This is a genomic window from Roseateles sp. (genome assembly GCF_052436255.1).
GTDB lineage: Bacteria > Pseudomonadota > Gammaproteobacteria > Burkholderiales > Burkholderiaceae_C > Pelomonas.
In genome coordinates this window covers 1-24,790 of record NZ_JBQVNP010000075.1, presented here as the reverse complement: position 1 = coordinate 24,790, position 24,790 = coordinate 1, and the positions used below count along the sequence as shown (strand labels likewise).

Sequence of the window (24,790 nt, the reverse complement as noted above, 5' to 3'; positions counted from 1 at the left end):
AAATGTGCGCGACCTCGCGGCGTCAATGAGGCATTCTTATGGCTGTTCATCCGAGGGTTCCCCGTGTGGCGATGGGTTGGTGTGAGAACCCTCATCTTCCACGGCCTCGGGTGAACAACCTCTTGGGAAACGACAGCTAGTTGCGCCGGTAGGGATCTGCGACGCCGAGGGCAGCGAGGATTTCGCTTTCGCGCGCTTCCATCGCGGCGGCCTCGTCCTCGACCTCGTGGTCATAGCCTTGCGCGTGCAAGGTGCCATGCACCAGCATGTGGGCGTAATGGGCAAGCAGCGCGATGCCCATCTCGGCCGCTTCGCGCTCGACGACCTCGGCGCAGATGACGAGGTCGGCACCGACCACCGGTTCATGCGCGTAGTCGAAGGTCAGCACATTGGTCGCGTAGTCCTTGCCGCGGTACTCACGGTTCAGCGCCCGGCCTTCTTCGGCGTCGACGATGCGCACCGTGATCTCGCCGGGCAGCTCCAGCGCCGAGCGGATGAAGCGCCGCACCTTGTGGCGCGGCAGCAGCGCGCGGTGGCGCGGGTCGGCGAACTGCAGCGACAGGCTGAGCGTCGGCTTCACGCTTCGCGCGCCTCGCGCCTGGCCCGCGCTTCATAGGCCTCGACGATGCGGGCCACCAGCGGATGACGCACGACGTCGGCGCTGGTGAAGCGCGTCATTGCGATGCCCTTGACCTTGGCCAGCACATGCTCGGCATCGATGAGGCCGGACTGCACGCCGCGCGGCAGGTCGATTTGGCTGGTGTCGCCGGTGACGACGCAGCGGCTGCCGAAGCCCAGGCGCGTCAGGAACATCTTCATCTGCTCGGGCGTCGTGTTCTGCGCCTCGTCGAGGATGACGAAGGCGTGATTGAGTGTGCGGCCACGCATGAAGGCCAGCGGCGCGACCTCGAGCTGGCCTTTCTCGAAGGCCTTGGTCACGCGGTCGAAGCCGAGCAGGTCGTAGAGGGCGTCGTAGAGCGGTCGCAGATAGGGGTCGACCTTCTGCGTGAGGTCGCCCGGCAGAAAACCGAGACGCTCGCCGGCCTCCACGGCCGGGCGGGTCAGGATGATGCGCTGCACCGTCGAGCGCTCGAGCGCATCGACCGCGCAGGCCACGGCCAGAAAGGTCTTGCCGGTGCCGGCCGGACCCAGCCCAAGGGTGATGTCATGCGACAGGATCTGCTGCAGGTATTGATGCTGGCGCGGCGTGCGCGCCGACAGATCGGTGCGGCGCGTGCGCAGCACCAACGGATCTTCGTCGCCGGGCTTGGCCTCGCCTGGCTCCGGTGCCTTGGCTTCGATGAGCGCAAGCTGCAAGGTCTCGGCCGGTAACGGGCGGCGCGCACGTTCGTAGAGGCTTTCCAGCAAAGCCTTGGCGCGTTCGGCAGCGGCCTTGGGGCCGTCCACGCGGAATTCGGCATCCCGTCGGGTGAGCTTCACGCCGAGACTGGCCTCGATCTCGCGCAAGTGGACATCGAGGCTGCCGCAGACGCGGGCCAGGCGCGTGTTGTCGGCCGGATCGAGGGTGAAGCGCAGGATCACGATGGGCTCAAGAGAGTGAGAGTGGGATTGTCGCTGGTGCATTCCCGGCCGCACGCGGCCCTGCCCCTCCCGCACAATGCCGCCCCATGACTCCCCCGACTGCGCCGCAAGCCGCGATGGCCCGACGCCTTCCTCTTGTTCTGCTCATTTCAGCGGCACTGCTTTGGCCGGCCGCTGCCCACGCCCAAACGCTGGCCGGCCCCGATTGGGCCGCGGTATTGCGCGGCTGGGTGGCCGCCATGCTGGCGCTGATGGCAACCATCGTCGGCTTGGTCGCTGGCCTGCATCACCGCGAGAAGCCCGCCAACTTCCTTCTGGGCATGATGCTCAGCTGGGTCGTCTTGCGCGCGGCCGGCGCATCGGGCGCCACCGGGCTGCGGCCGCTGCTGATGACGCTGCTGGTGCTGTGCGGCGTGCAGTACTTGCTGCGCCAGATGAATTGGAAGCGCAGCTGGATCGACCATGCGCTGCTGATCCAGTGCCTCGTCGTCCCGGCCAGCCTGCTGCTGACAGGCGGCCAGGTCAGCATTCTGGCGACGCTCTGGCAGGTGGTGTTGAGCCTGGAGCTCGTCGCTGCGATGGGCTGGGCGCTGTGGCTGCGTCGCTTGCGTCTGGAGGCAGCCGCCGACGAAGTGCAGGCTCGTGAGTTCCGGCTGATGGCCGTACTGCTGCTGCCGACCATGCTGGCCCTTCTTGCCGAAATGGCATTGGCCGCGCTGAATGAGCCGCTGTGGCTGTCGGTCTCGCCCTGGTTGAGCCTGGCGCTGCCGGTGCTCATGCTGGCCCTGGGGCTGCAGCTGGTGAACGGCGTCGCCCATGCCCGCCTTGACGCCGAGAAGCGCATTGCGGCCATCGAGCACCGCATGTCCGAGCGCATCGCCGAGGTTGAGCGCAGCCATGCCCAACTGGCCGAGCAGAAGCTCGAGCAGGTTACCGAGCGCGAGCGCAAACGCATTGCTGCCGACCTGCACGACGACCTCGGCGCCAAGCTGCTGACCATCGTGCACACCAGCGAGTCCGACCGCATCTCGACGCTGGCGCGCGAGGCGTTGGAGGAAATGCGTTTGTCGGTGCGCGGCCTGACCGGCAAACCGGTCCACCTGATCGATGCATTGGGCGACTGGCGTGCGGAAGTCGTGTCGCGCCTCGGCCAAGCCAACATCCTGGCGGAGTGGAAATCTCCCGCCGAGGACATCGAGCACACCTTCCAGGCACGCTCTTACGTGCAGACGACGCGCATCCTGCGTGAGTCGGTGTCCAACATCATCAAGCACAGCGGCGCGACGCACGCGACCATTTCCAGCGCCGTGCAGGAGGGTGACTTCATCTTGACGATCCAGGACAACGGCCAGGGCATACCAACCGAACTGGACGGCAGGTTGGACAGAGGCCACGGCATGGCGAGCATGAAATCACGCGCCAAGCAAATGCATGGCCAATGCCTGGTTGAATCCGGCCCGGGCTGGGGTACTGTCATCCGTCTGACGATTCCGCTGTAGCTTGAGGCCCCCATGAACCACATCCTGTTGCTCGAAGACATCCCGGAGATTCGCGCCTGGCTCAAGGCGCTGGTCAAGCAGGTGTTCGCCAACGCACAGATCACCGAGTGCTCGCGCGTCCAGGACGCGCTGGCCCTGGTCAACGGCCAGCGCTTCACCCTGGCACTGCTGGACCTCGGCTTGCCCGACGGCTCGGGCGTCGAAGTCATCGCCGCATTGCGGGAAAAGCAGCCCGAGGTGCAGTCGGTCATCGTCACCATCCACGACGACGACGAGCATCTGTTCCCGGCATTGCAGGCAGGCGCGTTTGGCTATCTGCTCAAAGAACAGTCCCGCGAGTTGCTCGTGGAGCAGTTGCAACGCATGAGTGGGGGCGAGCCGCCGCTGTCGCCATCGATCGCGCGCAAGGTCATCGCCTACTTCGCGGCCCAAGTCAAAAAGCCCGCCTCGCCACTGCTGCACGAGGTGTCCCTGACGGACCGTGAAACCGAGGTGCTGCTGCGGGTGGCCAAGGGCTACACGCTGCCGGAGATCGGCGTGCAGCTTGGCCTGTCGCGCCACACGATTGCCGACTACGTGAAGCAGATCTACCGCAAGCTCAACGTGAGTTCGCGCGCAGAGGCGGCGCTGGAAGCGCAGCGCCTGGGTTTGTTCGGTCGCAATTGACCCTGAGCGGGCCCGGATAATCGGGCCATGATTGGAAGACTCAGCGGCGTCATCGCCGAGAAATCGCCGCCGCAGGTCGTCATCGACGTGGCGGGCGTGGGCTATGAGGTGGATGTGCCGATGAGCACGTTCTTCAACCTGGGCGCCCTCGGCGAACGCGCCGTGCTGCTGACCCACCTGACCGTGCGCGAAGACGCACATCAGCTGTTCGGCTTTCTCTCACATGAGGAAAGAGCAACCTTCCGCCAGTTGATCAAGATCAGTGGCGTCGGCCCGAGGATGGCGCTCGGGTTGCTGTCGGGCCTCTCGGTCGCCGAGCTCGCCCAGGCCGTGACCCGCCAGGAAGCCGGGCGGCTGACCAAGGTGCCAGGCATCGGCAAGAAGACCGCCGAACGCCTGTTGCTGGAACTCAAGGGCAAGCTGGGCGCCGATCTGGCGCTGCCCGCCACGGTCGCCAATGATGCACAGGCGGATATCCTGCAGGCCTTGGTCGCGCTGGGCTATAGCGATAAGGACGCTGCCGCCGCGCTCAAGGCATTGCCGCTCGACGTCGGCGTCAGCGAAGGCATCAAGCTGGCGCTGAAGAAGCTCTCATGAGCATCCAGACCGACGACTTTGCCCCCACGCCTCGGCTTGTCAACGCGGCGCCCGAGTCGAGCCGCGAGGAAGCGATGGAACGCGCGCTGCGGCCCAAGCTGCTGGACGACTACGTCGGCCAGACCAAGGCCCGCGAGCAGCTTGAAATCTTTATCGGCGCAGCCAAGAAACGTCGCGAGGCGCTGGACCATGTGCTGCTGTTCGGCCCGCCGGGGCTGGGCAAGACGACGCTGTCCCACATCATCGCGGCCGAACTCGGCGTCAATCTGCGGCAGACCTCCGGCCCCGTGCTGGAAAAACCCAAGGACCTTGCCGCGATCCTGACGAACCTCGAAAAGAACGACGTTCTTTTCATCGACGAAATCCATCGCCTCAGCCCCGTGGTCGAGGAAATCCTCTATCCGGCGCTGGAGGACTACCAGATCGACATCATGATCGGCGAGGGCCCGGCCGCGCGCTCAATCAAGCTGGACCTGCAGCCCTTCACGCTGGTCGGCGCGACGACGCGGGCCGGCATGCTGACCAATCCGCTGCGCGACCGCTTCGGCATCGTCGCGCGGCTGGAGTTCTACACGCCGGCCGAATTGCAGCGCATCGTGACGCGGTCTGCCGGACTGCTCGGTGCGCCCATTGACGCCGACGGCGCGCTGGAGATCGCCCGCCGCTCGCGCGGCACACCGCGCATCGCCAATCGGCTGCTGCGCCGGGTGCGCGACTATGCCGAGGTGAAGGCCGATGGCCGCATCGTCGCCGGCATCGCCGACAAGGCGCTGGTCATGCTGGACGTCGACCCGCAGGGCTTCGACCTGATGGACCGCAAGCTGCTGGAAGCCATCGTGCACCGCTTCGACGGCGGGCCGGTCGGGCTGGAGAACGTGGCTGCAGCCATCGGCGAGGAAGCAGGCACTATCGAGGACGTCATCGAACCCTATCTGATCCAGCAGGGCTTCCTGCAGCGCACCCCGCGCGGCCGCGTCGCGACGCTGGCGGCCTGGCGCCACCTCGGCCTGGCGCCACCGAGCAAGCCTGATCTGTTCTCGCAGTCGTAGCCAGGACGCTGAGCGCCCATGAAAAAAGCGCCCCGCAGGGCGCTTTTCTGTTTCTGATCGGGAAGATCAGAAGTTGTGGCGGACGCCAACAGCCAGCGAGTTGAAGTCGCGGGCGGCAGAGCCGGTGCCGTTGTAATCGGTCTTGGTGTAGAAGCCGTAGACCTTGGTGCGCTTGCTCAGGTTGTAGTTGTAGCCAGCGGTGAACTGCTTGGCGCCGCCGAAGCGGAAGGCGCCATCGCCACCCGCCTTGGTGCCGCCGACGTTCAGGTGGAACTCAGACTGACCCAGAGCGTACATGGCAGCCAGACGACCGTTGTTGCGGGTCCTGAAACCGGTGACTTGTTCGCGCTGGTAGTAGCCGCCGAAGGTGAAAGCACCAAGCTCGTAGAGACCGCGAACAGCCATCTGCTTGTAGTTGCCAACCTTCTCGTAGCCGAAACCAGCATGCAGGGGGCCCATGTCGTAATTGACGGCCACGTCGAAGGCGCGCGGACCGGCGCCTTCGCCAGCAGCTACACCCAGTTCGGCAGAAAAGCCGGTCGGCGAGCTGGGGGTGAAGTAGGAGACCTTGTTGTTGGTCGTGAAGCGGGTGCCGTACAGATTGTCAGCAGACGTGCCCGTGTCATGGTTGTGCATGCTCACGTAGTCGGCCGTCGCGAAGTAGGAGCCCGGGAACCACTTGCCCAGACGCACGCCACCGAAGGCGCCTTCGAGTTGGACCCACGAAGCGCGGTTCCAGAACGTGGTGCCACCGCTGGCGGCGCCGGTGTCGCTGTTCAGGCCATGCTCGAGCGAGAACGAAGCCTTCAGGCCGCCACCCAGCTCTTCCGTGCCCTTGAAGCCAAGGCGCGACGAGTTGTTCTGCACCACGACCTTGCGGTCTTGCGTGCCTTGCTTCTGGCTTTCAACGCTGGTGTTGATGCGGCCCCACAGGGTGACCGAGCTTTGTGCGAAAGCCGGGGCGGCAGTGAGAGCGGCCACAGCGGCGACAAGTGCAATCTTCTTCATCGTTTTGCCTTTACAGAGAGGTTGGGCGAGGGCTGGAACCCTGCCTAGAAGGACAAGTGGCGGCGAGTATAGGAGCGGGTTTTACCGGATCCGAACGGAGCGACGCGTGGATGCAACAGTGGGCTTAGGGGACTTGAAAAGGCCGTGCAGCCATCAAGCCGCGATGTCGTCGACGCTCAAGCCGGCCAGGTGATGGCCGTCATTCCAGCCCACCAGGGTGAAACCGTCGGGCGTCGCGAGCAGGCGGTTGATGGTGGCGTTGCCTAGCTGCCAGCTGCGCGGTGCATCCAGCGGGACCCGGGTCGCAGCGCGGTAGAGGCAGTCCAGCACACCACCATGTGCCACGAGGGCGATGCTCTGGCCGGGGTGGGCGGCGCTGGCACGCCGGGCGGCCTCGAGGCAGCGGGCGCTGAAGACATTCAGGCTCTCGCCGCCGCCGACGGGGAAGTCGGGCTCGCGGCGGCGCCAGCGAGCGGCATCCTCCGGATAACCCTGATCAATCTCCTGCCAGCTCAGGCCTTCGAAGCGGCCAAAAGCGCGTTCGCGCAGGCCGCTATCGAGCGTGATCGACACGCCCTGCGCGCGAGCCAGTGCCTCGGCGGTCTGGCGCGCGCGGCTGAGATCGCTGGAATAGATGGCGGCCAGCGGCTCGTCAGCGAGGGCCTCGGCCAGCCGCTCTGCCTGTGCAACGCCAAGGGCGCTGAGCGGGATGTCGGTATGGCCCTGGATGCGCGTGGCGCGATTCCAGGCAGTCTCGCCGTGACGGATGACGATGACTCGGGTGACCTGCTCCAGCACTAGACGCCCCAGACGACGTCGGCGCCTTCGCGGTGGCTGCGCTGCATCAGATCGCGCAGCGGCCAGGCCCGCTGGCGCAGCGAAACACCTTGGCGGCGCGGCGGGTGCTCACCGGCGGCCTTCGCGGCGTCGACCGCCCGCTGGAACTGCGCTTCGTCTTCGGCGACGCCGGCCTCCAGGGCTTGCACAAGCCCTGGCAGGTCCGCAGTTTCGAGGATGCCTTTGGGCGCGGGCTCGCGCCCCATCAGGCGCAACACGGCATCGGCCGAGTCGGCCATCATGATGACGTCGGCGCCCGCCTTGGATTTGAAGCAGTAAAGCATGGCCGCATTGTGCGCGCGGCCGTCCAGGCTCAGCCGTTGGCCAGCCCCAGCCAGCCCGACACCGGCGTGTCGACCACATAGCGCCGCGGGCGCACACGCTGCTCGAACTCATCGGGCCGCAGCGGTTTGGCGAACAGGTAGCCCTGGAACTCATGGCAACCCGCCTGGGCAAGGAAGTCGCGCTGCGCCTCGGTCTCGACTCCCTCCGCGATGACCTGCAGGCCCAGCGCGCGGCCCATCTGCACGATGGCATTGGTGATGCCGACGTCGCTGGGATCCCCTGGCAGGCCTTGCACGAAGCTGCGGTCGATCTTGAGGCGCTGGATGGGAAAGCGCTTCAGGTAGGCGAGCGAGGAATAGCCGGTGCCGAAGTCGTCGATGGACAGCGTGACGCCGAGCGCAGCGAGCGCGCGCATGCGTCGCAGCCCCTCCTCGGCATCGCCAATCAGCACGCCCTCGGTCAACTCGAGCTCCAGCATGCTGGCCGGCAGCATGGCCTCGCGCAGCGCCTCGGCGACGGTCTCGACGAAATGCGCCTGCTGGAACTGCAGCGCCGACACGTTGACGGCCACTGGCATGCGCAGGCCGCGGCTGAGCCAGTGAGCGGCCTGCGACACCGCTTCGCGCAGCACCCATTCGCCGATGGCGATCACAAAGCCGCTTTCCTCGGCCAGCGGGATGAACTCGGCCGGCGAGATGTCGCCCCGCTGCGGGTCGCGCCAGCGGATCAGCGCCTCGGCGCCGATGACGCGGTCGCTGCCCAGCTCGACCTGGGGCTGGTAGTGCAGGCGGAAGCGTCCTTCGGTGAGGGCCTGGCGCATGTCATGGTCCAGGCGCATGCGCGACAGCAGGTCGACCTCCTTGCGCGGCACGTGGAAGCGGAAGCCCGCGCGGCCGCTTTCCTTGACCCAGTGCATCGCGCGCTCGGCGCTGGCCATCAGCTCGTCGGGAGAGCTGCCATCGCCCGGAAAGAGCGCAATGCCGCAGCTGGCCGTGACCGTGAAGCTGAGCGTGTCGAAGCTGAAGGGCTGGGCCAGCAACTGCTGCACGCGGCGGGCAGCGGCTTCGGCCTCGAACATCTGCGCACCGTCGATGAGCAGCGCGAACTCGTCGCCGCCGAGGCGGGCCAGCGTGTCATTGGCGCCGACGGCGCCGCGCAGGCGCTCGACGATGTCGCGCAGCACGCGGTCACCGTAACTGTGGCCCAGGGTGTCGTTGATCTGCTTGAAGCGGTCCAAGTCCAGGTGCAGTAGCGCGAAGGCCGGCGCCGGTTCACCGGTCGCGACGGCCGCCATCTGCTGGACGATCCGGTCGGCCAGCGCGCGGCGGTTGGGCGCACCGGTCAGCACGTCGGAGCGGCCAAGCTCCTCGATGCGCTGGTGGGCGGCGAGCTTTTCGCTGAGGTCGCGAAATGAAAAGACTCGCCCGATGGGTTCGCCGCGGCTCATCTGAGGCAGTGACACCTGCTCCAGCACCCGCCCGTCGGCCAGACGCAGCACGTCGCTGGAGCGCATCAGCGGCGCATCCAGCAGCGCCTCGATGCGCAGCCGGTATTGCTCGCCGTCGCGCATGACACGCTGCAGGCTCAGCCACAGGCCGGCGTCACCGGGCTCGTGCAGCAGGCCGCCGGGCAGGCCCCAGAGCTTGGCAAAACGCCGGTTGAAGCTGCGCACGCGGCCGGCCAGATCGACGACGAGGATGCCGTCGGCAGTGGATTCGAGCGTGGCCCGCAACTCGGCCAGCAGCGTCTCGCGCTCGGCCTCGGCACGGCGACGGCGGGTCTGGTCGTGCAGCAGCACCAGCCAGTAGCGTCCGCCGTCCGGCGTGTGGATGGGGCTGATGGCACGGCTGACCCAGCGCGGCTGGCCGTCGCTGTGCGTCAGCACGGTGTCGGAGCGGATACGCGCAAAAGGGTCGCGCGCGGCGCCCTGCCAGAAGGCCTCGTCCTCCAGTGAGCCGCACAAGGCGGCCGGCGGTTGGCCAACGGCGCGCTCGGGCTTGAGGCCGAGCAGGCGCAGCGCTGCGCGGTTGACGACGCTGACAGTCAGGCTCTCGCCATCCACCAACCAGGCGGGCTCGGGCAAGCCTTCCAGCAACGCGCCGATCACGGACGGCAGTTCAGCAACGTGCGGCAAGGCCGGGTGAGCCTCGCGGCTGGCGTTCACGCGGCCAGCTCCCCTGGCCCGGTGCTCGCCGCATCGAAGAAGTAGGCGATGCGGGCCCGCGGGCTGAGGTAGTCGAGCGCGTTCCGCGGCAGGAACTGCGGCTTCAGGCTGCGGCGGATGCCGAGATCCGGCATCTCTTCAAGGTTGAGGATCAGCGCCTCTTCCTTGGCGACCTTGACGTCGTGGACCATGACGCGGGGCTTGAGTGGCCGTGCCGAGTTGACAGACACGACGAGGGCGTAACGGTCATCGGTCAGTTGCACCGTCGAGCCCGGCGGGTAGACGCCCATCATGCGGATGAAGGCGTTCAGCATGGTCGCGTCGAAGCGGTTGCGCCCCTGCGCGAACATCAGCGACAGCGCCTCATGCGGTGTCATCGCCTTGGACGTGATCAGCGGATTGCAAAGCCCGTCGAAGCGGTTGACCAGGGCGACGATGCGCGCGCCCGTGCTCATGCGGTCCATGTTGATGCGCTGCGGGAAGCCGCTGCCATCGGCATGCTCGTGATGCTGGGCCACGATGAGCAGAGGCCCAGGTGGCAGGCCCATGGCCTGGGCGATGGCGACGCCCTTGATGACATGCTGCTGATAGGCCTGCGTCTCGGCCGCCGTGAAGCTTTCGTCGCGGTGACGCAGGCGAGCGGCGACTTCGAGCTTGCCGATGTCGTGCAACAGCGAGCCGACACCGAGATCCATCATCTCGTCGCGCCCCAGACCAAAGGCGCGGCCGAGCAATAGCGCAATGATGCAGACGTTGAGCGCGTGGGCCGTACTGCGGTCGCCAGCGGCCTCGTTCAGCAGCCGCATATTCAGATCACCCTCGACCAGCATCTTGTCGAGCAGCGCTGCGGTCAGGCTCTCGGCCTGCGTGCGGGCCTGGTGGGGGTCGGCCTGCACCAGGTCCATGACGCCACGGAACCCGTCGGCGGCCTCGCCGTACTGTGCCTCGCACAGCCGCATGGCCTCGCGCTGGGCCGCCAAGGCACGGCGATGCGCTTCGCGGGCTATTTCTTCCGGGGTGGGCTCGGTTGACGATGCCATGCCCCCTTCCGTCGAGGCTTCGACCGCAGGGGCGCCGGTGCCACTATCGCCCGGAGACTGCAGGGTGAGGTCGCTCTTGGCAGGGCTCCAGCGCACCTGGGTCAGGCCAAGGCGGCGCAGGATGAGGAGCTGATCGCTGGACGCGATCTTGAAGCTCGACAACGGAAAGGGATGCGACATCCAGCCGAGGTCCAGATGAATGAACATCCCGACAGTCAACTGGTTGACATCAATCAGAGGATCGCTTGTTCTATCCTGCATTCACTCAGAGCCCGTCAGGCGGGCCCCCCTCGACATGACCCAAGCTACGGCAACCTTGCCGAAGTCCCTGAGCCCGCCTCCTGCTATACGTCAAATCGGCCGACTGCGTCCGACGCAACTCGGGAAAAATCCCTTGTGCGGGCGCAAGTCGGAGCTTAGCGCCTGAACGTGACCGAAATTCCGTAGCTTTCTCGGGGCAAACGCGGAGGAATGCATACCCCGCCGCTCCCGGCATAGCCAGCGAGCCGGGCGGCGTCAGCGCCGCGCGTGATGGTGAGCGATGAAGTCGCGATACCAGTGCGCACTGTCCTTCAGCAGGCGCTGCTGGCTCTCGTAGTCGACGTGGACGAGGCCGAAGCGCTTGTCGTAGCCCGAGTTCCATTCGAAGTTGTCGAGCAGGCTCCAATAGAAATAGCCGCGCACGTCGGCGCCGAGGCTCATGGCGGTCGCCAATGCCTGCAGGTGGGCCGCGAGATAGGCGATGCGCTCCTCGTCCGGCACATGGGGCTCGGGGCGGTCGACGATGCGATCGGCGTTCGCCATCCCGTTCTCGGTGATGTACATCGGCGGCGGGTTGTACTCCCGGGCCAGGCGCACCAGATGCTGGGCAAAAACCTCGGGCACGATTTCCCAGCCCATATCCGTGAAGCCGCGTTCGCCCGGACCCTGGACGGTCTTGCCATCGGCACCGAAGAGGCTGCGGGTGTAGAAGTTGATGCCGAGGAAATCGAGCGGCTGGCGGATGCGATCGAGGTCACCGGGCTCGATGTGCGGCGCGTCGGCACCGACGTGATCCAGCGCATCGGCCGGGTAGGCGCCGCGGAAGATCGGGTCCATGTACCAGCGCACGTTCAGGCCATCGTCGATGCGGGCAGCGCGGCGGTCGGCTTCGGTCGGCGTCGCGGGGAAGGACGGCGTATGGTTGAGAACGATGCCGAGCTTGGTTTTCGTCACTGCGCGCATCGCGGTGATCGCATCGCCATGGGACAGCATCAGGTGGTGGGCCACCTGCAGGCTCTCGGCGCGGCTGGTGTGGCCTGGGGCGAACTGGGCCGTTTCGTAACCCAACGTGGCCGTACACCAGGGCTCGTTGTGGGTGGCGATGCTGGCCAGGCGGTCGCCAAAGCGGCGCGCGATCTCGGCGCCGTAGTCGGCAAAGCGGCCGACCACCTCGCGCGACAGCCAGCCGCCGATGCCTTCATCCAGCGCCTGCGGCAGATCCCAGTGATACAGCGTGCCGTGCGGCTGCAGACCTGCTTCGAGCAGGCTGTCTATCAGGCGGTCGTAGAACGCGAAGCCGGCCTCGTTCCAGGCGCCGTGTCCCAGCGGCTGGACACGTGGCCAGGCAAAGCTGAAGCGATAGCAATCCAGGCCCAGGCTCTTCATCAGCGCGACGTCTTCGCGGTAGCGGTGGTAGTGATCACAGGCGACGTCGATGTTGGAGGCGTCCTTGATGCGGCCCGGCTGGCGGCAGAAGTGATCCCAGATGGAGGCGCCCTTGCCGTCTTCGAAGGCGGCGCCCTCGATCTGCGCGGCGCTGGTGGCGACGCCCCATAGGAAGTTGGGAGGAAAAGCCTGCGCAAGAGTGCCGGGATCGACGTGGGCGGTATCGAGGAGCTTCATGAAACTTGGCGGCCGGGCGGTCGCGAGAGAGATGCTGAACAAAGCCCGGAGGTCCAAACCGGGGTCGGGATCGAGGCCTGGACGCTTGAGGACAGGCAGGGGTGCGCGGCTGTTGCCGACTCGATCCGGGCATCTTGCCGCAGCGTTGACAGCGTTGTCAATATGCGTTGTTAGCGATACCTCGCGGCGCCGTCGCGCAAGCTTTGAAGTTCGGATCAGCGGGCGCGAGTCGAGTCGCGCACCACCAGCTCGTGCGGCAGCACCTTGTGCAGCTCATCCTCGACGAGCGCCGCCATGTCGGGCCGCTGCACCGACACCAGCATCTCGACCGCCGCGCGCGCCATCTCCGCGACCGGCTGGCGCACCGTCGTCAGCGGCGGCCAGACGAGGGCGGCCGTGGGCGAATCGTCAAAACCGGCCACCGACAGCTCGCCTGGCACCGACAGGCCCAGGCGCTGGGCCGCGGCCAGCACGCCGAGCGCCATGTCGTCGTTGCTGGCGAACACCGCCGTGGGGCGCTGACGCCGGCTCAGCAACTGGTGCGCCGCGTCTCGGCCGCTCTCGAACGTGAAAGCGCCCTGCTGCAACAACTCCGGGTCGGGCTCCAGACCATGCGCACGCAGCGCATTGACGAAACCTTGGTAGCGCATGCCGCTGGCCGACTGGTCGGCCGGCCCCTTGATGAAGGCAATGCGCTGGTGGCCGAGGCTCAGAAGCAGATTGGTGATCTCTTCGGCCGCATGCACATCGTCCATGCGCACCGAGGGCACACCGCGCAGATCGCGCTCGGGCGACATCAATACGCAGGGCGTGCCGCTCTCGCGCAGCGCGCTCAACACCTCGGGGTTATCGCACAACGGCGGCGTCAGGATCATGCCGTCCGGCCGCAGCGCCATCACCATGCGGTCGATCTGCTGGCGCAGATCGGGGGCATCGTTGTGCAGCGATTCGACGACAAGGTGATAGCCCAGCTCGCGGCAGCGCACCGTGGCGCCTTGCTGCACGCTGCCGACGAAGGCGGCGCTGGGGTCGTAATAGAGCAGCCCGATCAGGAACGACCGCCCTCCTGCAAGGCTGCGCGCCGACTGCTTGGGCCGATAGCGCAGCGCCTCCACCACCTTGAGCACCTGCTCCCGGGTGCTTTCATGCACGCCGGGCTCATGGTTGAGCACACGCGAGACGGTCTTGATCGACACACCCGCTTCGCGGGCGACGTCGACGATGGTGGGGCTGCCGCCGCGTGCACTCACGGTTGAAGAACTACTTCTTCTTGGCCTTGGCGGCCGGCTTGGTTGCGGGCTTCGCGGCAGGCTTTGCAGCGGCCTTCTTGGCAGCAGCCTTGGGGTCCACAGCAGCCTTGAAGCCAGCGCCAGCAGTGAACTTGGGCAACTTGGCGGCAGCGATCTTGATCTTCGCGCCGGTGCTGGGGTTGACGCCGTTGCGGGCGGCACGTGCGTGCTGCTTGAAAGAGCCGAAGCCCGGGATCGACACGGCACCACCCTTTTTGACGGTGGTGACGACGGCGTCCAGCAGGGTCTCGAGGATGCGGCCGGCTTCGGCCTTGCTCAGCTCATGCTTGGCGGCCAGGTGTTCGATCAGATCGGTCTTGTTCATGCGGGAGTTCTCGTCCAAAAACGCGCCCGAACGGCTCGGGCGGGCGGGATTGTGGCTTATGGCGCGGCCTGCGCGTCGCGTGAGAGCGGGCATACAGTCTCGGTAGAGTCCCGCATCCATCGACGAATGCCCGCGCCTGTCCACTTTGCCTCGCTGCTCGACGCCCTGCCGCAACAGGTGTGGAAGGCCGACGCCCAGGGCCGCCTGCTGTGGATGAACGCGCGCTTGGCCGAGGCGCTGAACCGACCCGCGCTGCCGACGGCCCTGGTCGGATGCCTGCATGAGGACGACCGCGCCGCCTTTGCGCAGCGATGGGCCGCCGCCCAGGCCGCTGGCCGCTTCGAGATGGAGTACCGCCTCGGCGCCGGCTGGGTGTTGGCCCAAGCGCAGCGCCTGCCGGACTCGCCGCTCTGGCTGGGCACGCACACCGACATCGGTGCGCGTCGCGAAGCCGAGACCCGCCTGCGCGAGACCGACGCGGTATGGAAGCTCGCCCTCGAGTCCAGCGGCGACGGCGTCTGGGACTGGCATGTGCAGGCCGGTATCGAATACTTCTCCGACCGCTATCTGCGGCTGTACGGCTTCGAGCCGGGCGATGTCGATGCGACACCCGAGGCGTTTGACGCGCGCACGCATCCCGACGATCTTGCCCAGATGGAGCGGGACCGCGAAGACCACTTTGCCGGTCGCACACCGGTGTATCGCAACGAGCACCGCGTGCTGGCCCGTGACGGCACGTGGAAATGGATCCTCAGCCGCGGCATGGTGATCTCGCGTGACGCACACGGCAGGCCATTGCGCATGGTCGGCACGCACACCGACATCACCGACCGCAAGCGCCAGGAGGCCGTGGTCTGGCAGCAGGCGCGCGTCGACACGCTGACCGGCCTGCCCAACCGGAGGTCGCTGCGCGAGCGCATCGAACGCGCGCTGGCGCTGCGGGCGATGCGCGGTGAGGAACTCGCCGTCATGTTCGTCGACCTGGATCATTTCAAGGAAGTCAACGACTCGCTCGGCCACGACGTCGGCGACGCGCTGCTGGTGCAGGTGGCCGGGCGGCTGCAGGACTGCATGCCCTCGGGCGGCGTGGTGGCGCGAATGGGCGGCGACGAATTCACCGTGCTGCTGGCCGCTCCTGACGCGGCGGCCGCCGCGGAGGGCATTGGGCACGAACTGCTGGAGACGCTCTCCACCGCCTTCGACGTCGGCGGCGAGCGGGTCTACGTATCCGCCAGCATCGGCGTCAGCCTGGCGCCGCGGGACAGCGTCGAGATCGAAGCCTTGTTCAAGCATGCCGACCAGGCGCTCTACGAGGCCAAGGGCGCGGGCCGCAACCGCATGAGCCTGTTCACGCCAGCCCTGCAGGAGGCCGCGCAACGACGCGCGCGCCTGGCCGGCGAGTTGCGCGAGGCCTTGCCGGCGGGGCAATTCAGCCTGGTCTACCAACCCATCCTTTCGCTGCGCGACACCGACGCGCCGCCTCGCAAGGCCGAGGCCCTGCTGCGCTGGACGCACCCGACGCTCGGCTCGGTAGACCCTTCGCAATTCATTCCGCTGGCCGAGACCAGCGGCCTCATCGTCGAAATCGGTGACTGGGTCTTCCGTGAGGCCGCGGCCCAGGTGCAAGCTTGGCGCGCCGCTGGCCAGCGCGGCTTTCAGGTCAGCATCAACAAGTCGCCCGTGCAGTTCCTGAGCGAACGCAGCCACCGCACGCAGCCCGACTGGATCATGCATCTGCGCGGTCTGGGGTTGCCGGGCGATGCGCTGGCCGTCGAGATCACCGAAGGCCTGCTGCTGGAGCGCGACGAGACGGTGACCGAGCGGCTGCGCGCGCTGCGCGAAGCCGGGTTGGCGGTCTCGCTGGACGACTTCGGGACGGGCTATTCGTCACTCAGCTATCTGCAGCATCACGACATCGATACCGTGAAGATCGACCGCAGCTTCGTCGCCGGGCTGGAAGGCGGTGGCAAGGCACTGGCGCTGTGCCGGGCCATCGTGACGATGGCGCATGAGCTGGGGATGGAGGTTGTCGCCGAAGGCATCGAGACCGAGGCGCAGATGCTGGCGCTGCGCGAGATGGGCTGCGACTGGGGGCAGGGGTGGTGGTTTGGGAAGGGGGTGTCGGCTGGGGAGTTCGAGGAGCGATGGTTTGGTGCGACGCCTGCGGGCTCGCTTTCCGCCACCATCCGCTGAAGCGCAGCCACTGGCTTGTCCACGACGACACGCCCTTGAAGCCCCCATGGACTCCCCAACGCAAAAGGCCAGCACTTGCGTGCTGGCCTTTCTTGTTTGGTGCCCAGGAGAGGACTCGAACCTCCACGGAGTTACCCGCTAGTACCTGAAACTAGTGCGTCTACCAATTCCGCCACCTGGGCTTTCAGGGAGGCCGGACTATAGCCCAGTTCTCACCCCCTCCGCAGCAGCCAGCTCAGATGTCGAACTTGACGCCCTGCGCCAAAGGCAGCTCACTTGAATAGTTAACAGTGTTGGTCGTGCGGCGCATGTAAGCCTTCCACGCGTCCGAACCGCTCTCACGGCCGCCGCCGGTTTCCTTCTCGCCACCGAACGCGCCGCCGATCTCCGCGCCGGAGGTGCCGATATTGACGTTGGCAATGCCGCAGTCGCTGCCCGAGGCACTCATGAAACGCTCGGCCTCGCGCAGGTCGGTCGTGAAGATGGCCGACGACAGGCCTTGCGGCACGCCGTTCTGCAACTCGACGGCTTCTTCCAGCGTCTTGTACTTCAGCGTGTAGAGGATGGGCGCGAAGGTCTCGTGGCAGACGACCTCCGTCTGCGCCGGCATGCGCACCAGGGCCGGCACCGCGTAGTAGGCGTCGGGGAAGCGGTCGACCAGCGCGCGCTCGCCACCGCTGACCTGGCCCCCCTGCTCGCGTGCAGCGCTCAGCGCGAACTGCATCGCGTCGAAGGCCTGGGCGTCAATCAGCGGGCCGATCAACGTGCCCTGCTCGACCGGCGAACCGATGGGCAGCTGGGCACGTGCCCTGTCCAGGCGCTCGACGAGCGCGTCGTGGATGCTCTCGTGCGCGATGACGCGGCGCGTTGTCGTGCAGCGCTGGCCGGCCGTGCCATAGGCGCCGAACAGGATGCCGCGCACGGCCAGGTCCAGGTCGGCGCTGGGCGTCACGATGATGGCGTTGTTGCCGCCGAGTTCAAGCAGCGAGCGGCCGAAGCGCGCCGCCACGCGCGGGCCGACGGCGCGGCCCATGCGGGTCGAGCCGGTCGCGGAGACCAGCGCCACGCGGGCGTCGTCGGCCATCGCTTCGCCCACATCCGCGCGGCCGATGATCAGCTCGGACAGGCCGTCTGGCGCTGCGTTGCCGGCGGCGCGGTAGGCTTTCACCGCACGCTCGAACAGCGCCTGCGTGGCCAGCGCCGTCAGCGGCGTCTTCTCGGACGGCTTCCACACGCAGGTGTCGCCGGCGACCAGGGCCAGGGCCGAGTTCCAGGCCCACACGGCGACGGGGAAGTTGAAGGCCGAGATGATGCCGACGACGCCCAGCGGCAGCCACTGCTCCATCATGCGGTGGCCGGGGCGCTCGCTGGCGATGGTCAGGCCGTGCAGCTGGCGGCTCAGGCCGACGGCGAACTCGCAGATGTCGATCATTTCCTGGACTTCGCCCAGGCCTTCGCTCGTCACCTTGCCGGCCTCGATGGACACCAGCTGAGCGAGCTGCGTCTTGTGGGCGCGCAGTTCTTCGCCGAACAGGCGAATCAGCTCGCCACGCTTGGGCGCCGGCACGACGCGCCAGGCCTTGAAGGCCTCGGCCGCACGGCCGACGGCCGCCTTCATGTCGGCCGCGCTGGCGGTCGGCAGTTGCGTCAGCACGCCGCCGTCGATGGGCGAGCGCACGGTCAGGTCGCCGGAGCCCGGCAGATGGACGCCCAGGGCGTCGAGAACGGAATGGGTTTGTTGCTTCATGGTCCGCATTCTCAGGAAATCGATTCAACCTGACGCGACTGTTGATAAGCCGAGCCGAAACGATTGGCCAGGAAGTCGGGCAGCGCGACCTCCTCCTGGCGCACAAAGCCCTTCTGCGGCAGCTTGCCTTCGCGGAACAGGTCCACGGCCGCGCAGATGCCGGCGGCGGTGGTGATCTGGATGGCGCTCAAGGGCTGGGCGCCATCGCGCTGGGCAAAGATCTTGCGAGCGAACACTTCCTGAAGCAGCACGCCATTCTTCTGGCCGGACACCGTCACGAAGACCAGCACCACGTCCTGCATCGTCGCCGGCATGCTCTTGCGCATGATGTCCTTGAGCAGTTGCTGGTCGCCCTTCAGGCCCAGGTCGCCGAGCAGGAACTGCATCAGGTCGCGGTGGCCGGGGTAGCGCACGGTCTTGTAGTCCAGGTTGCGCACCTTGCCCGCCCAGGTCTCGCACAACGTGCCCAGGCCGCCGGAAGTGTTGAAGGCCTCGTACTCGGTGCCGTCCAGGCTGAAGTGCTCCAGGCCCTCCAGCGGCAGCGCGGCGATGGTCTCGCCCTCGTGGATGGCTTCGCAGGGGTGGCAGTATTCGTTGATGAGGCCGTCGACCGACCAGGTCAGGTTGTACTTCAGCGCGTTGGTCGGGAAGGCAGGCAGCGCGCCGACGCGCATCTGCACATCGCGCACCGAGTCGAAGCCACTGGCCAGGTGGTGGGCCACGATGCCGATGAAGCCCGGTGCCAGGCCGCACTGCGGCATGAAGGCCGTCTTGGCGCCCTGGGCCATGTCCTTGATGGCCTTGGTGGCGGCCACGTCCTCGGTCAGGTCGAAGTAGTGGCAGCCGCACTCCAGCGCCAGCTCGGCGGCGGTGATGGCCAGGTGGTAGGGCAGCGCGTTGACGACCGCGTCCTTGCCACGCAGCTGCGCGGCCAGCGCGGCGCGGTTGTCGCTGTCGACCTCCGTCGTGGCGATGCCCTCAGCGGCAAGCACCTTCAGATAGCCGGCGTTCTTGTCGAGCACGGTCACCTGATAGTCGCCGGTGGCGTGCAGCAGGCGGGCAATGGTCTGGCCGATGTGGCCGGCGCCGAGCAGGGCGATCTTCATGGGGTGCTCCGTCGAGGTTGGTTGTCGCTGGGCGCACTCTAGGCAGGGCTGCCGACGAAAGAAAGCACCACTCCGACGAAAGCGATTGCTGTTTCGCCGTTTCGTCGCGATGATTCGCCGCTATGAATCAAACACGGGTAAACCCGCAAGCAGCGCCCGACGACCTGGACCGTCGGCTGATCCTGCTTTTGCAGGCCAATGCACGCGAAAGCACGGCCACGCTGGCGCGCAAGCTCGGCGTCGCCCGCACGACCGTCGTCGCGCGGCTGGCGCGACTGGAGGCCAGCGGGCGCATCGTCGGCTACACGGCGCGGCTTGGCGGCGATGACGCCGGCCGCAGCGTGCAGGCCTTCGTCGGCATCACCGTCAGCCCAAAGGCCGGGCGCGAGGTCGTCAAGCGCCTGTCCGAACTGCCCGAGCTGCGCCAGCTCTCATCCGTCAGCGGTGAGTTCGACTACATGGCGCTGCTGCGCGCCGACACTACGGCCCGGCTCGACGCGCTGCTCGACGAGATCGGCGACATCGACGGCGTGCTGCGCACCAACAGTTCGGTGGTGCTCGCCTTGCGCGTCGACAGACAAACCTGAACCGGAGACCACGATGATCTGGCTTGCCCTCGGCCTCGCCCTCTTTCTCGGCATCCACTTGACCCGCGCGCTCGCGCCACGATGGCGCGATGCGCAGATCGCCCGCCTGGGCGAAAAAGGCTGGAAGGGCGTCCACACCGTGCTATCCCTGCTCGGCTTCGGGCTGATCGTCTGGGGCTATGCGCAGGCACGGCTCGACCCCGTCGCGCTGTGGGCGCCCATCCGCGGCATGAACCACCTGGCGGCGCTGCTGGTGCTGGTCGCGCTGATCCTGCTGGCCGCCGCCTATGTGCCGCGCAACCACATCAAGGCACGGCTGAAGCACCCGATGACGCTGTCGGTGAAGGTCTGGGCCTTCGCCCACCTGCTCGCCAACAACACGCTGGCCGACGTGATGCTGTTCGGCAGCTTCCTGGTCTGGTCCGTGCTGGTCTTCTGCGCGGCGCGGCGCCGACCCGGCCCCGCGCCGGCGGCGCCCACCGCGGGCGGCACGGCGGCCACCGTCGTCGCCGGCATCGCGCTGTGGGCCTTCTTCGCCTTCTGGGCTCACGCGGCCTGGTTTGGCATTGCGCCGCTGGGCAGGTGATCCGGCCGGTCACAGCCGCCGATGAGGCGGCCTTCACCGCGGCCGCGCGTGCCAGCCGCCGGCTCCACCACCCCTGGGTGCAGCCACCGCGCGCTAACGATGGCTTTGCGCGCTATCTCACCCGCCTGGACGGTATCGCCCACCACGGTTTCGTCGTCGACGTCAGCGGTGAACTGGCCGGCGCCATCAACCTTACCAACGTCGTCATGGGGGCCTTGTGCAGCGGCTATCTGGGCTACTACGCCTTCGCCGGCTTCGAGGGCCGCGGACTGATGACGCAGGCCCTGAACGATGTCGTCCGGCATGCGTTCCGCCACCTGGGCTTGCACCGGATCGAGGCCAACATCCAGCCCGACAACGCAGCCTCCATCGCGCTGGCCAGGCGCTGCGGCTTCCAGCTGGAAGGCTATTCGCCGAAGTATCTGAAGATCGCCGGCCGCTGGCGCGACCACGAGCGCTGGGCGCGGGTCAAAATTTAGCCCGGCCAGCGTCCATCAGGCGCGTCAGCCCCAGCAAGGCATCCAGCATCGGCGTCTTCACCCCGAGTTGCTGAGCCAGTTCCCGAGGCGCCGCCAGCAGCGCGTCCGTCTCGATGGGGCGGCCCGCCTCGATGTCCTGCAGCATCGAGGTCTTGAAGGCCCCCAGCGACCGGGTGATGACATGCCGGTCCTGCGGTGTCTGCGCGATGGGGCAGCCCATGCGCTCACCGACCTCGGCGGCCTCCAGCATGATGGCCGTCGTGAACTCGCGCACCAGCTCATCGGCCAGGATGCGGTCGGTCGTCGCGCGGGTCAGCGCCGAGACCGGGTTGGTCGTCATATTGCCCCACAGCTTGTACCAGGCGTCGCGCTGAATGCTCTCCACGGCCTTGGCCTCGAAGCCCGCACCGACGAGCAGCGTGGCCAGTGCATCGACCGCAGGGCTGGTGCCGCCCTTGGCCTCGCCGATCAACAGGCCGTTGCCCATCACATGATGGACCCAGCCCGGCCCGCGCAGCGCGCAGCTGGCATGCACCACGCAGCCGATGACGCGCTCCGGCGGGATCAGCGCGGCGATGCGACCGTCGGGGTCCACACATCTCAGCGTCAGGCCCGGCACGGCCAGGCCCGAGGTGAACCACCAGGGCAGGCCGTTCAGCGCGGTCAGCACGCGCGTTTCGGGGCCGCACAGCTGCGCAACCTGCCCGGCAACACCGGCAATCGCCGGCCCTTTGACGGCGAGGATGACGAGGTCCTGCTGACCCAGCTCGGCTGGATCGGCGCTCACGCGCAGCGGCACTCGCCAGCTGTCCTCGCCGCTGTCCAGCCGCAAACCGTTCTCGCGCACGGTCGCCAGCGTGCCGCCGCGAGCCAGCGCGCAAACGCTCAGGCCCTCGACGCGTTGCAGTTTGGCGGCCATCCAGCCGCCGATGGCCCCGAGACCGACGATGCAGATCTTGAACATGCGGATGAGTCTCGCACGCATGCTTGCCCGCACCGGCCCGGACGGCCATGATCCGCCGGCCCCTTCGAGGAGACACCATGGCCACCAAGACCAAGAAGCCCACCGCCGCCAATGTGGTGGCCGTCCCCAAGCTCGACGCCCGCCCCGACCGCCTGGACCTGCGCGACCTGGTCTACCGCGCGCCGCTGCGCTCCCTGCCTGCGCGCTGGCCGCTGGATGCCGACCTCAGGCGCCTGCTGCCCGCCTATGTGAAGGCCGGCCGCGTGCTCAACCAGGGCAATGAGGGCGCCTGCACCGGCTTCGGCCTGGCCTGCGTCACCAACTACCTCTACTGGCTGCGCCACCTCGACACGCCGCGCGCCCGCGCGCTGCCCGAGATGGTCAGCCCGCGCATGCTCTACGAGCTGGCTCGGCTCTACGACGAATGGCCTGGCCAGGACTACGAGGGTTCGTCCTGCCGCGGCGCGCTCAAGGGCTGGCACAAGCACGGGGTGTGCTCATCCACGCTGTGGCCCTATCCGCTCGATCGGCATGGCCGCGGCGTCTTCGAGCGCCCCGCGCCCGGCTGGGACGAGGATGCGACGACGCGCACCGTCGGCGTCTACTACCGCGTCGACAAAAAGAGCGTCGTCGACATGCAGGCCGCCATCTACGAGATCGGCGCCATCTATGTATCGGCCGACGTGCATGACGGCTGGACGCTGGGCGCCACGGCCGCACCGAGCGGCCATCACCAACTGCCACGCGTCGAGCACATGGACCGCAAGATCGGCGGCCATGCCTTTGCGCTGGTGGGCTACAACGAACGCGGCTTCGTCGTGCAGAATAGCTGGGGCACCGGCTGGGGCGCCGGCGGCTTCGCCATCCTCAGCTACGAAGACTGGGTGACCAACGGCACCGACGCCTGGGCCGTGGCGCTGGGCGTGCCGCAGGACCTGTCGGACATGAAGACGCGGCCAGCTGCCGGCCGCGGCAAGGCTGCCGCCAAGGCCGCTCGTGCCGCCGGCGGCTTTCGCGTCATGGCCGGGCGCGGGCTGGGCGATGTCGGTGGCACGCTGCGGGTACAAGACAACCCGCGCGACGACCCCTGGCCCTTCAACCATGTCTTCGACCACAAGCCCTACCAGCCGCTGCGCACCGACGAGGCCTACACGCACACCCTCGTCTCGGGCAACGACGGCCAGCTGATGTCGACCGACTTCACCCGGGCACGGCATGACCGCCAGGGCCTGGCGCGCGAGCTGGTCGTCGAACGCCCGCTGGCGTGGTTCAAGTCGAGCAAGAGCAAGACCGTCAGGCTCGCCCTCTACGCCCACGGCGGGCTGAACTCCGAGATCGGCGCCGTGCAGCGCATCCGCGTGCTGGCGCCCTACTTCCTGGCCAACGGCATCTACCCGCTGTTCTTCACCTGGAAGACCGGCCCGGGCGAGACCATCAAGTACATGCTGGAGGACCTGAAGCACCGCATCACCGACTCGGCCGACCGCAGCGAAGGTTGGCTGGACCGCCTGCGCTCGGTGGCCGCCGAAGCCAAGGACCGCGCCATCGAGGCGGTGGGCCGCCAGTTCGCACGCGGCGTGTGGAGCGAGATGCGCGAGAACGCCGCCGGCGGCGCCACGAGCGACCATGTGCTGGACCTGGCCGCCCGCATGCTGCGCGAGCTGCGCGACGCGCTGGCCAAGAGCGGCAAGACGCTGGAGATCCACCTCGTCGGCCACTCGGCCGGCTCCATCCTGCTGGGCCATCTGCTCGGCCGGCTGGGTGGCACCGGCGGCGCCAGCGTCGTGCCGGCCACCAGCTGCGAGCTCTATGCCGCCGCCTGCTCCAGCGGCTTTGCCGTGCAGCACTACGGCGCCGCCCACCGGGCCGGCGTGCTGTCGCTGGACAGGCTGCGCCTGCATGTGCTGACCGACGCCAACGAACGCGCCGACGGCCTGCCCAACTCGGAGCGCGACATCTACGGCAAGTCCCTGCTCTACCTCGTGTCGCGCGCGCTCGAGGACGTGCGCAAGCAGCCGCTGCTGGGCATGGAGCGCGCACTGTGCGCGGAAGACCCGGCCTGGATGGACGACCAATGGGCCGGCGTGCCCAACCCCGACATCGCCGCCTGGCTCAAGCTCTGGCCGGCCGGCGGACTGCTCCATCTCGTCGACGCGCCCAAGGTCCGCACCACCAAGGCGGGCGACCAGATCGACGCCAGCCATGGCAGCTTCGACAACAACATCGACGTGCTCACAGGCACCTTGGAGCGCATGCGTGGAAGTGCCCTGGTCGCGCCGATGGAATGGCTGGACTACTGAGGCGCCGCCATACTGCAGCCCATGCACCGCCCCAAACCCGGCTCGCCCGCACTGTGGTCCATCGGCATTGCTTCAGCGCTGTTCTTGGTGCTGGCGCTGGGCGCGATGGTCATCCATGCCAACGAGCCGGTTGCACTGACCCCGCTGTCGTTCGCCAAGCCCGACCCAGCCATCCAGGAACGCATCCGCGCCTTTGAAACCGGCAGCCGTGGACACGCCGATCTGCTGTCCTTCGAAGGCCCGAACGGACGGCCGGTCTATCTCTTCACCGCGTCCTGCTGCGATCACTTCAACCCGCTCTACGACGCCGAGGGCCGCTTCATCTGCGCAGCCACAGGCGGCATCCATGGCGCCGGTGACGGGCGCTGCCCGGCCTGGGTCCGGGAGGTGCGCTCGGCGAAGATGCGCTGGCCGGGCCGCGCCGCGGAACAACCCTCGCCGCCGCGCTGAGCCGCGAAAGGCCGAGAATCTGCGGCCATGAAATACCTCGAATGGTTCTGATCCCCCCCGCGTCAGAATAGTTGTCGCCTCCATAGATCAATCCAGGGGGCGGCGATGAAGGACGGAATTGGCTCGATACGGACAGGCATTCATGGACAAGGCGGTGGCGAGGTTGCTGCCGCCGGAGAGCGCACCACTGGAA

Annotated in this window: 23 protein-coding genes and 1 tRNA gene; 10 read left to right on the top strand and 14 right to left on the bottom strand. The window is 67.5% G+C overall.

Annotated features, from left to right (window positions below; genetic code table 11):
- Positions 1 to 136: 136 nt before the first annotated feature.
- Together ybeY and ACT6S0_RS16800 are read right to left on the bottom strand one after the other, a co-directional pair.
- The gene (ybeY, locus tag ACT6S0_RS16805; RefSeq protein WP_444764934.1) at positions 137 to 580 is read right to left on the bottom strand and encodes an rRNA maturation RNase YbeY; all 444 of its coding nucleotides are present in this window, start codon (positions 578 to 580) and stop codon (positions 137 to 139) included.
- Entirely contained in the window at positions 577 to 1,542 is a 966-nt protein-coding gene (locus tag ACT6S0_RS16800; protein ID WP_444764933.1) for a PhoH family protein, read from the bottom strand. Before ACT6S0_RS16800 ends, ybeY begins: the two co-directional genes overlap by 4 nt.
- An 86-nt stretch (positions 1,543 to 1,628) precedes the next feature.
- On the opposite strand from ACT6S0_RS16800, the gene ACT6S0_RS16795 reads away from it, so the two are divergent.
- The 4 genes from ACT6S0_RS16795 to ruvB are packed head-to-tail and all read left to right on the top strand — an operon-like array spanning position 1,629 to position 5,353.
- Positions 1,629 to 3,041 carry an ATP-binding protein gene (locus tag ACT6S0_RS16795; protein ID WP_444764932.1) on the top strand — a complete coding sequence of 471 codons (1,413 nt, stop codon included), beginning with the start codon at positions 1,629 to 1,631 and terminating at the stop codon, positions 3,039 to 3,041.
- A 12-nt stretch (positions 3,042 to 3,053) separates the two neighbouring features.
- The gene (locus tag ACT6S0_RS16790) at positions 3,054 to 3,707 is read left to right on the top strand and encodes a response regulator (protein ID WP_444764931.1); all 654 of its coding nucleotides are present in this window, start codon (positions 3,054 to 3,056) and stop codon (positions 3,705 to 3,707) included.
- A gap of 27 nt (positions 3,708 to 3,734) precedes the next feature.
- The gene (ruvA, locus tag ACT6S0_RS16785; RefSeq protein ID WP_444764930.1) at positions 3,735 to 4,304 is read left to right on the top strand and encodes a Holliday junction branch migration protein RuvA; all 570 of its coding nucleotides are present in this window, start codon (positions 3,735 to 3,737) and stop codon (positions 4,302 to 4,304) included.
- Positions 4,301 to 5,353, top strand: a complete 1,053-nt coding sequence (gene ruvB, locus ACT6S0_RS16780; RefSeq protein WP_444764929.1) for a Holliday junction branch migration DNA helicase RuvB — start codon at positions 4,301 to 4,303, stop codon at positions 5,351 to 5,353. The genes ruvA and ruvB overlap by 4 nt, the downstream gene beginning before the upstream one ends.
- A 66-nt stretch (positions 5,354 to 5,419) precedes the next feature.
- On the opposite strand, the gene ACT6S0_RS16775 is transcribed toward ruvB, so the two are convergent.
- The 8 genes from ACT6S0_RS16775 to ACT6S0_RS16740 form a co-directional block, all read right to left on the bottom strand.
- A complete protein-coding gene (locus ACT6S0_RS16775) occupies positions 5,420 to 6,361 on the bottom strand; it encodes a porin (RefSeq protein ID WP_444764928.1) in 942 nt (313 codons plus the stop codon).
- A gap of 153 nt (positions 6,362 to 6,514) precedes the next feature.
- Positions 6,515 to 7,156 carry a histidine phosphatase family protein gene (locus tag ACT6S0_RS16770; RefSeq protein ID WP_444764935.1) on the bottom strand — a complete coding sequence of 214 codons (642 nt, stop codon included), beginning with the start codon at positions 7,154 to 7,156 and terminating at the stop codon, positions 6,515 to 6,517.
- A gap of 2 nt (positions 7,157 to 7,158) precedes the next feature.
- Positions 7,159 to 7,482, bottom strand: coding sequence for a DUF1840 domain-containing protein (locus tag ACT6S0_RS16765; protein ID WP_444764927.1), 324 nt, complete (start codon positions 7,480 to 7,482; stop codon positions 7,159 to 7,161).
- Between the two features lie 29 nt (positions 7,483 to 7,511).
- Positions 7,512 to 9,647, bottom strand: a complete 2,136-nt coding sequence (locus ACT6S0_RS16760; RefSeq protein ID WP_444764926.1) for a putative bifunctional diguanylate cyclase/phosphodiesterase — start codon at positions 9,645 to 9,647, stop codon at positions 7,512 to 7,514.
- Complete coding sequence (locus tag ACT6S0_RS16755) at positions 9,644 to 10,948, bottom strand: HD-GYP domain-containing protein (RefSeq protein ID WP_444764925.1); 1,305 nt, start codon at positions 10,946 to 10,948, stop codon at positions 9,644 to 9,646. Before ACT6S0_RS16755 ends, ACT6S0_RS16760 begins: the two co-directional genes overlap by 4 nt.
- Before the next feature lie 255 nt (positions 10,949 to 11,203).
- Entirely contained in the window at positions 11,204 to 12,571 is a 1,368-nt protein-coding gene (locus ACT6S0_RS16750; protein WP_444764924.1) for a GH1 family beta-glucosidase, read from the bottom strand.
- Between the two features lie 215 nt (positions 12,572 to 12,786).
- Positions 12,787 to 13,821: a LacI family DNA-binding transcriptional regulator gene (locus tag ACT6S0_RS16745; protein ID WP_444764923.1), complete on the bottom strand. Its 1,035-nt coding sequence runs from the start codon at positions 13,819 to 13,821 to the stop codon at positions 12,787 to 12,789.
- A gap of 10 nt (positions 13,822 to 13,831) precedes the next feature.
- Positions 13,832 to 14,185 (bottom strand): HU family DNA-binding protein, encoded by a 354-nt coding sequence (locus ACT6S0_RS16740; RefSeq protein ID WP_444764922.1) that lies wholly within the window; start codon positions 14,183 to 14,185, stop codon positions 13,832 to 13,834.
- Between the two features lie 126 nt (positions 14,186 to 14,311).
- Here ACT6S0_RS16740 and ACT6S0_RS16735 point away from each other — a divergent pair, with 126 nt between their 5' ends.
- Positions 14,312 to 16,378 carry a putative bifunctional diguanylate cyclase/phosphodiesterase gene (locus ACT6S0_RS16735; RefSeq protein WP_444764921.1) on the top strand — a complete coding sequence of 689 codons (2,067 nt, stop codon included), beginning with the start codon at positions 14,312 to 14,314 and terminating at the stop codon, positions 16,376 to 16,378.
- Between the two features lie 97 nt (positions 16,379 to 16,475).
- On the opposite strand, the gene ACT6S0_RS16730 is transcribed toward ACT6S0_RS16735, so the two are convergent.
- From ACT6S0_RS16730 to ACT6S0_RS16720, 3 genes are all read right to left on the bottom strand, one after another.
- Positions 16,476 to 16,560: transfer RNA gene (locus ACT6S0_RS16730), tRNA-Leu, on the bottom strand.
- Positions 16,561 to 16,613: 53 nt separating this feature from the next.
- A complete protein-coding gene (amaB, locus tag ACT6S0_RS16725; RefSeq protein ID WP_444764920.1) occupies positions 16,614 to 18,125 on the bottom strand; it encodes an L-piperidine-6-carboxylate dehydrogenase in 1,512 nt (503 codons plus the stop codon).
- A gap of 11 nt (positions 18,126 to 18,136) precedes the next feature.
- A complete protein-coding gene (locus ACT6S0_RS16720) occupies positions 18,137 to 19,231 on the bottom strand; it encodes a saccharopine dehydrogenase NADP-binding domain-containing protein (RefSeq protein ID WP_444764919.1) in 1,095 nt (364 codons plus the stop codon).
- A 122-nt stretch (positions 19,232 to 19,353) separates the two neighbouring features.
- Between ACT6S0_RS16720 and ACT6S0_RS16715 the strand changes: the two genes are divergently transcribed.
- The 3 genes from ACT6S0_RS16715 to ACT6S0_RS16705 are packed head-to-tail and all read left to right on the top strand — an operon-like array spanning position 19,354 to position 20,883.
- Positions 19,354 to 19,818 (top strand): Lrp/AsnC family transcriptional regulator, encoded by a 465-nt coding sequence (locus tag ACT6S0_RS16715; protein ID WP_444764918.1) that lies wholly within the window; start codon positions 19,354 to 19,356, stop codon positions 19,816 to 19,818.
- Between the two features lie 13 nt (positions 19,819 to 19,831).
- Positions 19,832 to 20,404, top strand: coding sequence for an NnrU family protein (locus tag ACT6S0_RS16710; RefSeq protein WP_444764917.1), 573 nt, complete (start codon positions 19,832 to 19,834; stop codon positions 20,402 to 20,404).
- A complete protein-coding gene (locus ACT6S0_RS16705) occupies positions 20,401 to 20,883 on the top strand; it encodes a GNAT family N-acetyltransferase (protein ID WP_444764916.1) in 483 nt (160 codons plus the stop codon). Before ACT6S0_RS16710 ends, ACT6S0_RS16705 begins: the two co-directional genes overlap by 4 nt.
- Here ACT6S0_RS16705 and ACT6S0_RS16700 read toward each other — a convergent pair.
- Positions 20,873 to 21,847 carry a 2-dehydropantoate 2-reductase gene (locus ACT6S0_RS16700; RefSeq protein WP_444764915.1) on the bottom strand — a complete coding sequence of 325 codons (975 nt, stop codon included), beginning with the start codon at positions 21,845 to 21,847 and terminating at the stop codon, positions 20,873 to 20,875. The two genes, ACT6S0_RS16705 and ACT6S0_RS16700, sit on opposite strands and share 11 nt — an antisense overlap.
- A 77-nt stretch (positions 21,848 to 21,924) precedes the next feature.
- Between ACT6S0_RS16700 and ACT6S0_RS16695 the strand changes: the two genes are divergently transcribed.
- Both ACT6S0_RS16695 and ACT6S0_RS16690 read left to right on the top strand, forming a co-directional pair.
- Complete coding sequence (locus ACT6S0_RS16695) at positions 21,925 to 24,147, top strand: C1 family peptidase (protein WP_444764914.1); 2,223 nt, start codon at positions 21,925 to 21,927, stop codon at positions 24,145 to 24,147.
- 21 nt (positions 24,148 to 24,168) lie between these two features.
- Positions 24,169 to 24,597, top strand: a complete 429-nt coding sequence (locus ACT6S0_RS16690; protein ID WP_444764913.1) for a DUF6970 domain-containing protein — start codon at positions 24,169 to 24,171, stop codon at positions 24,595 to 24,597.
- The last annotated feature ends 193 nt before the right edge of the window (positions 24,598 to 24,790 follow it).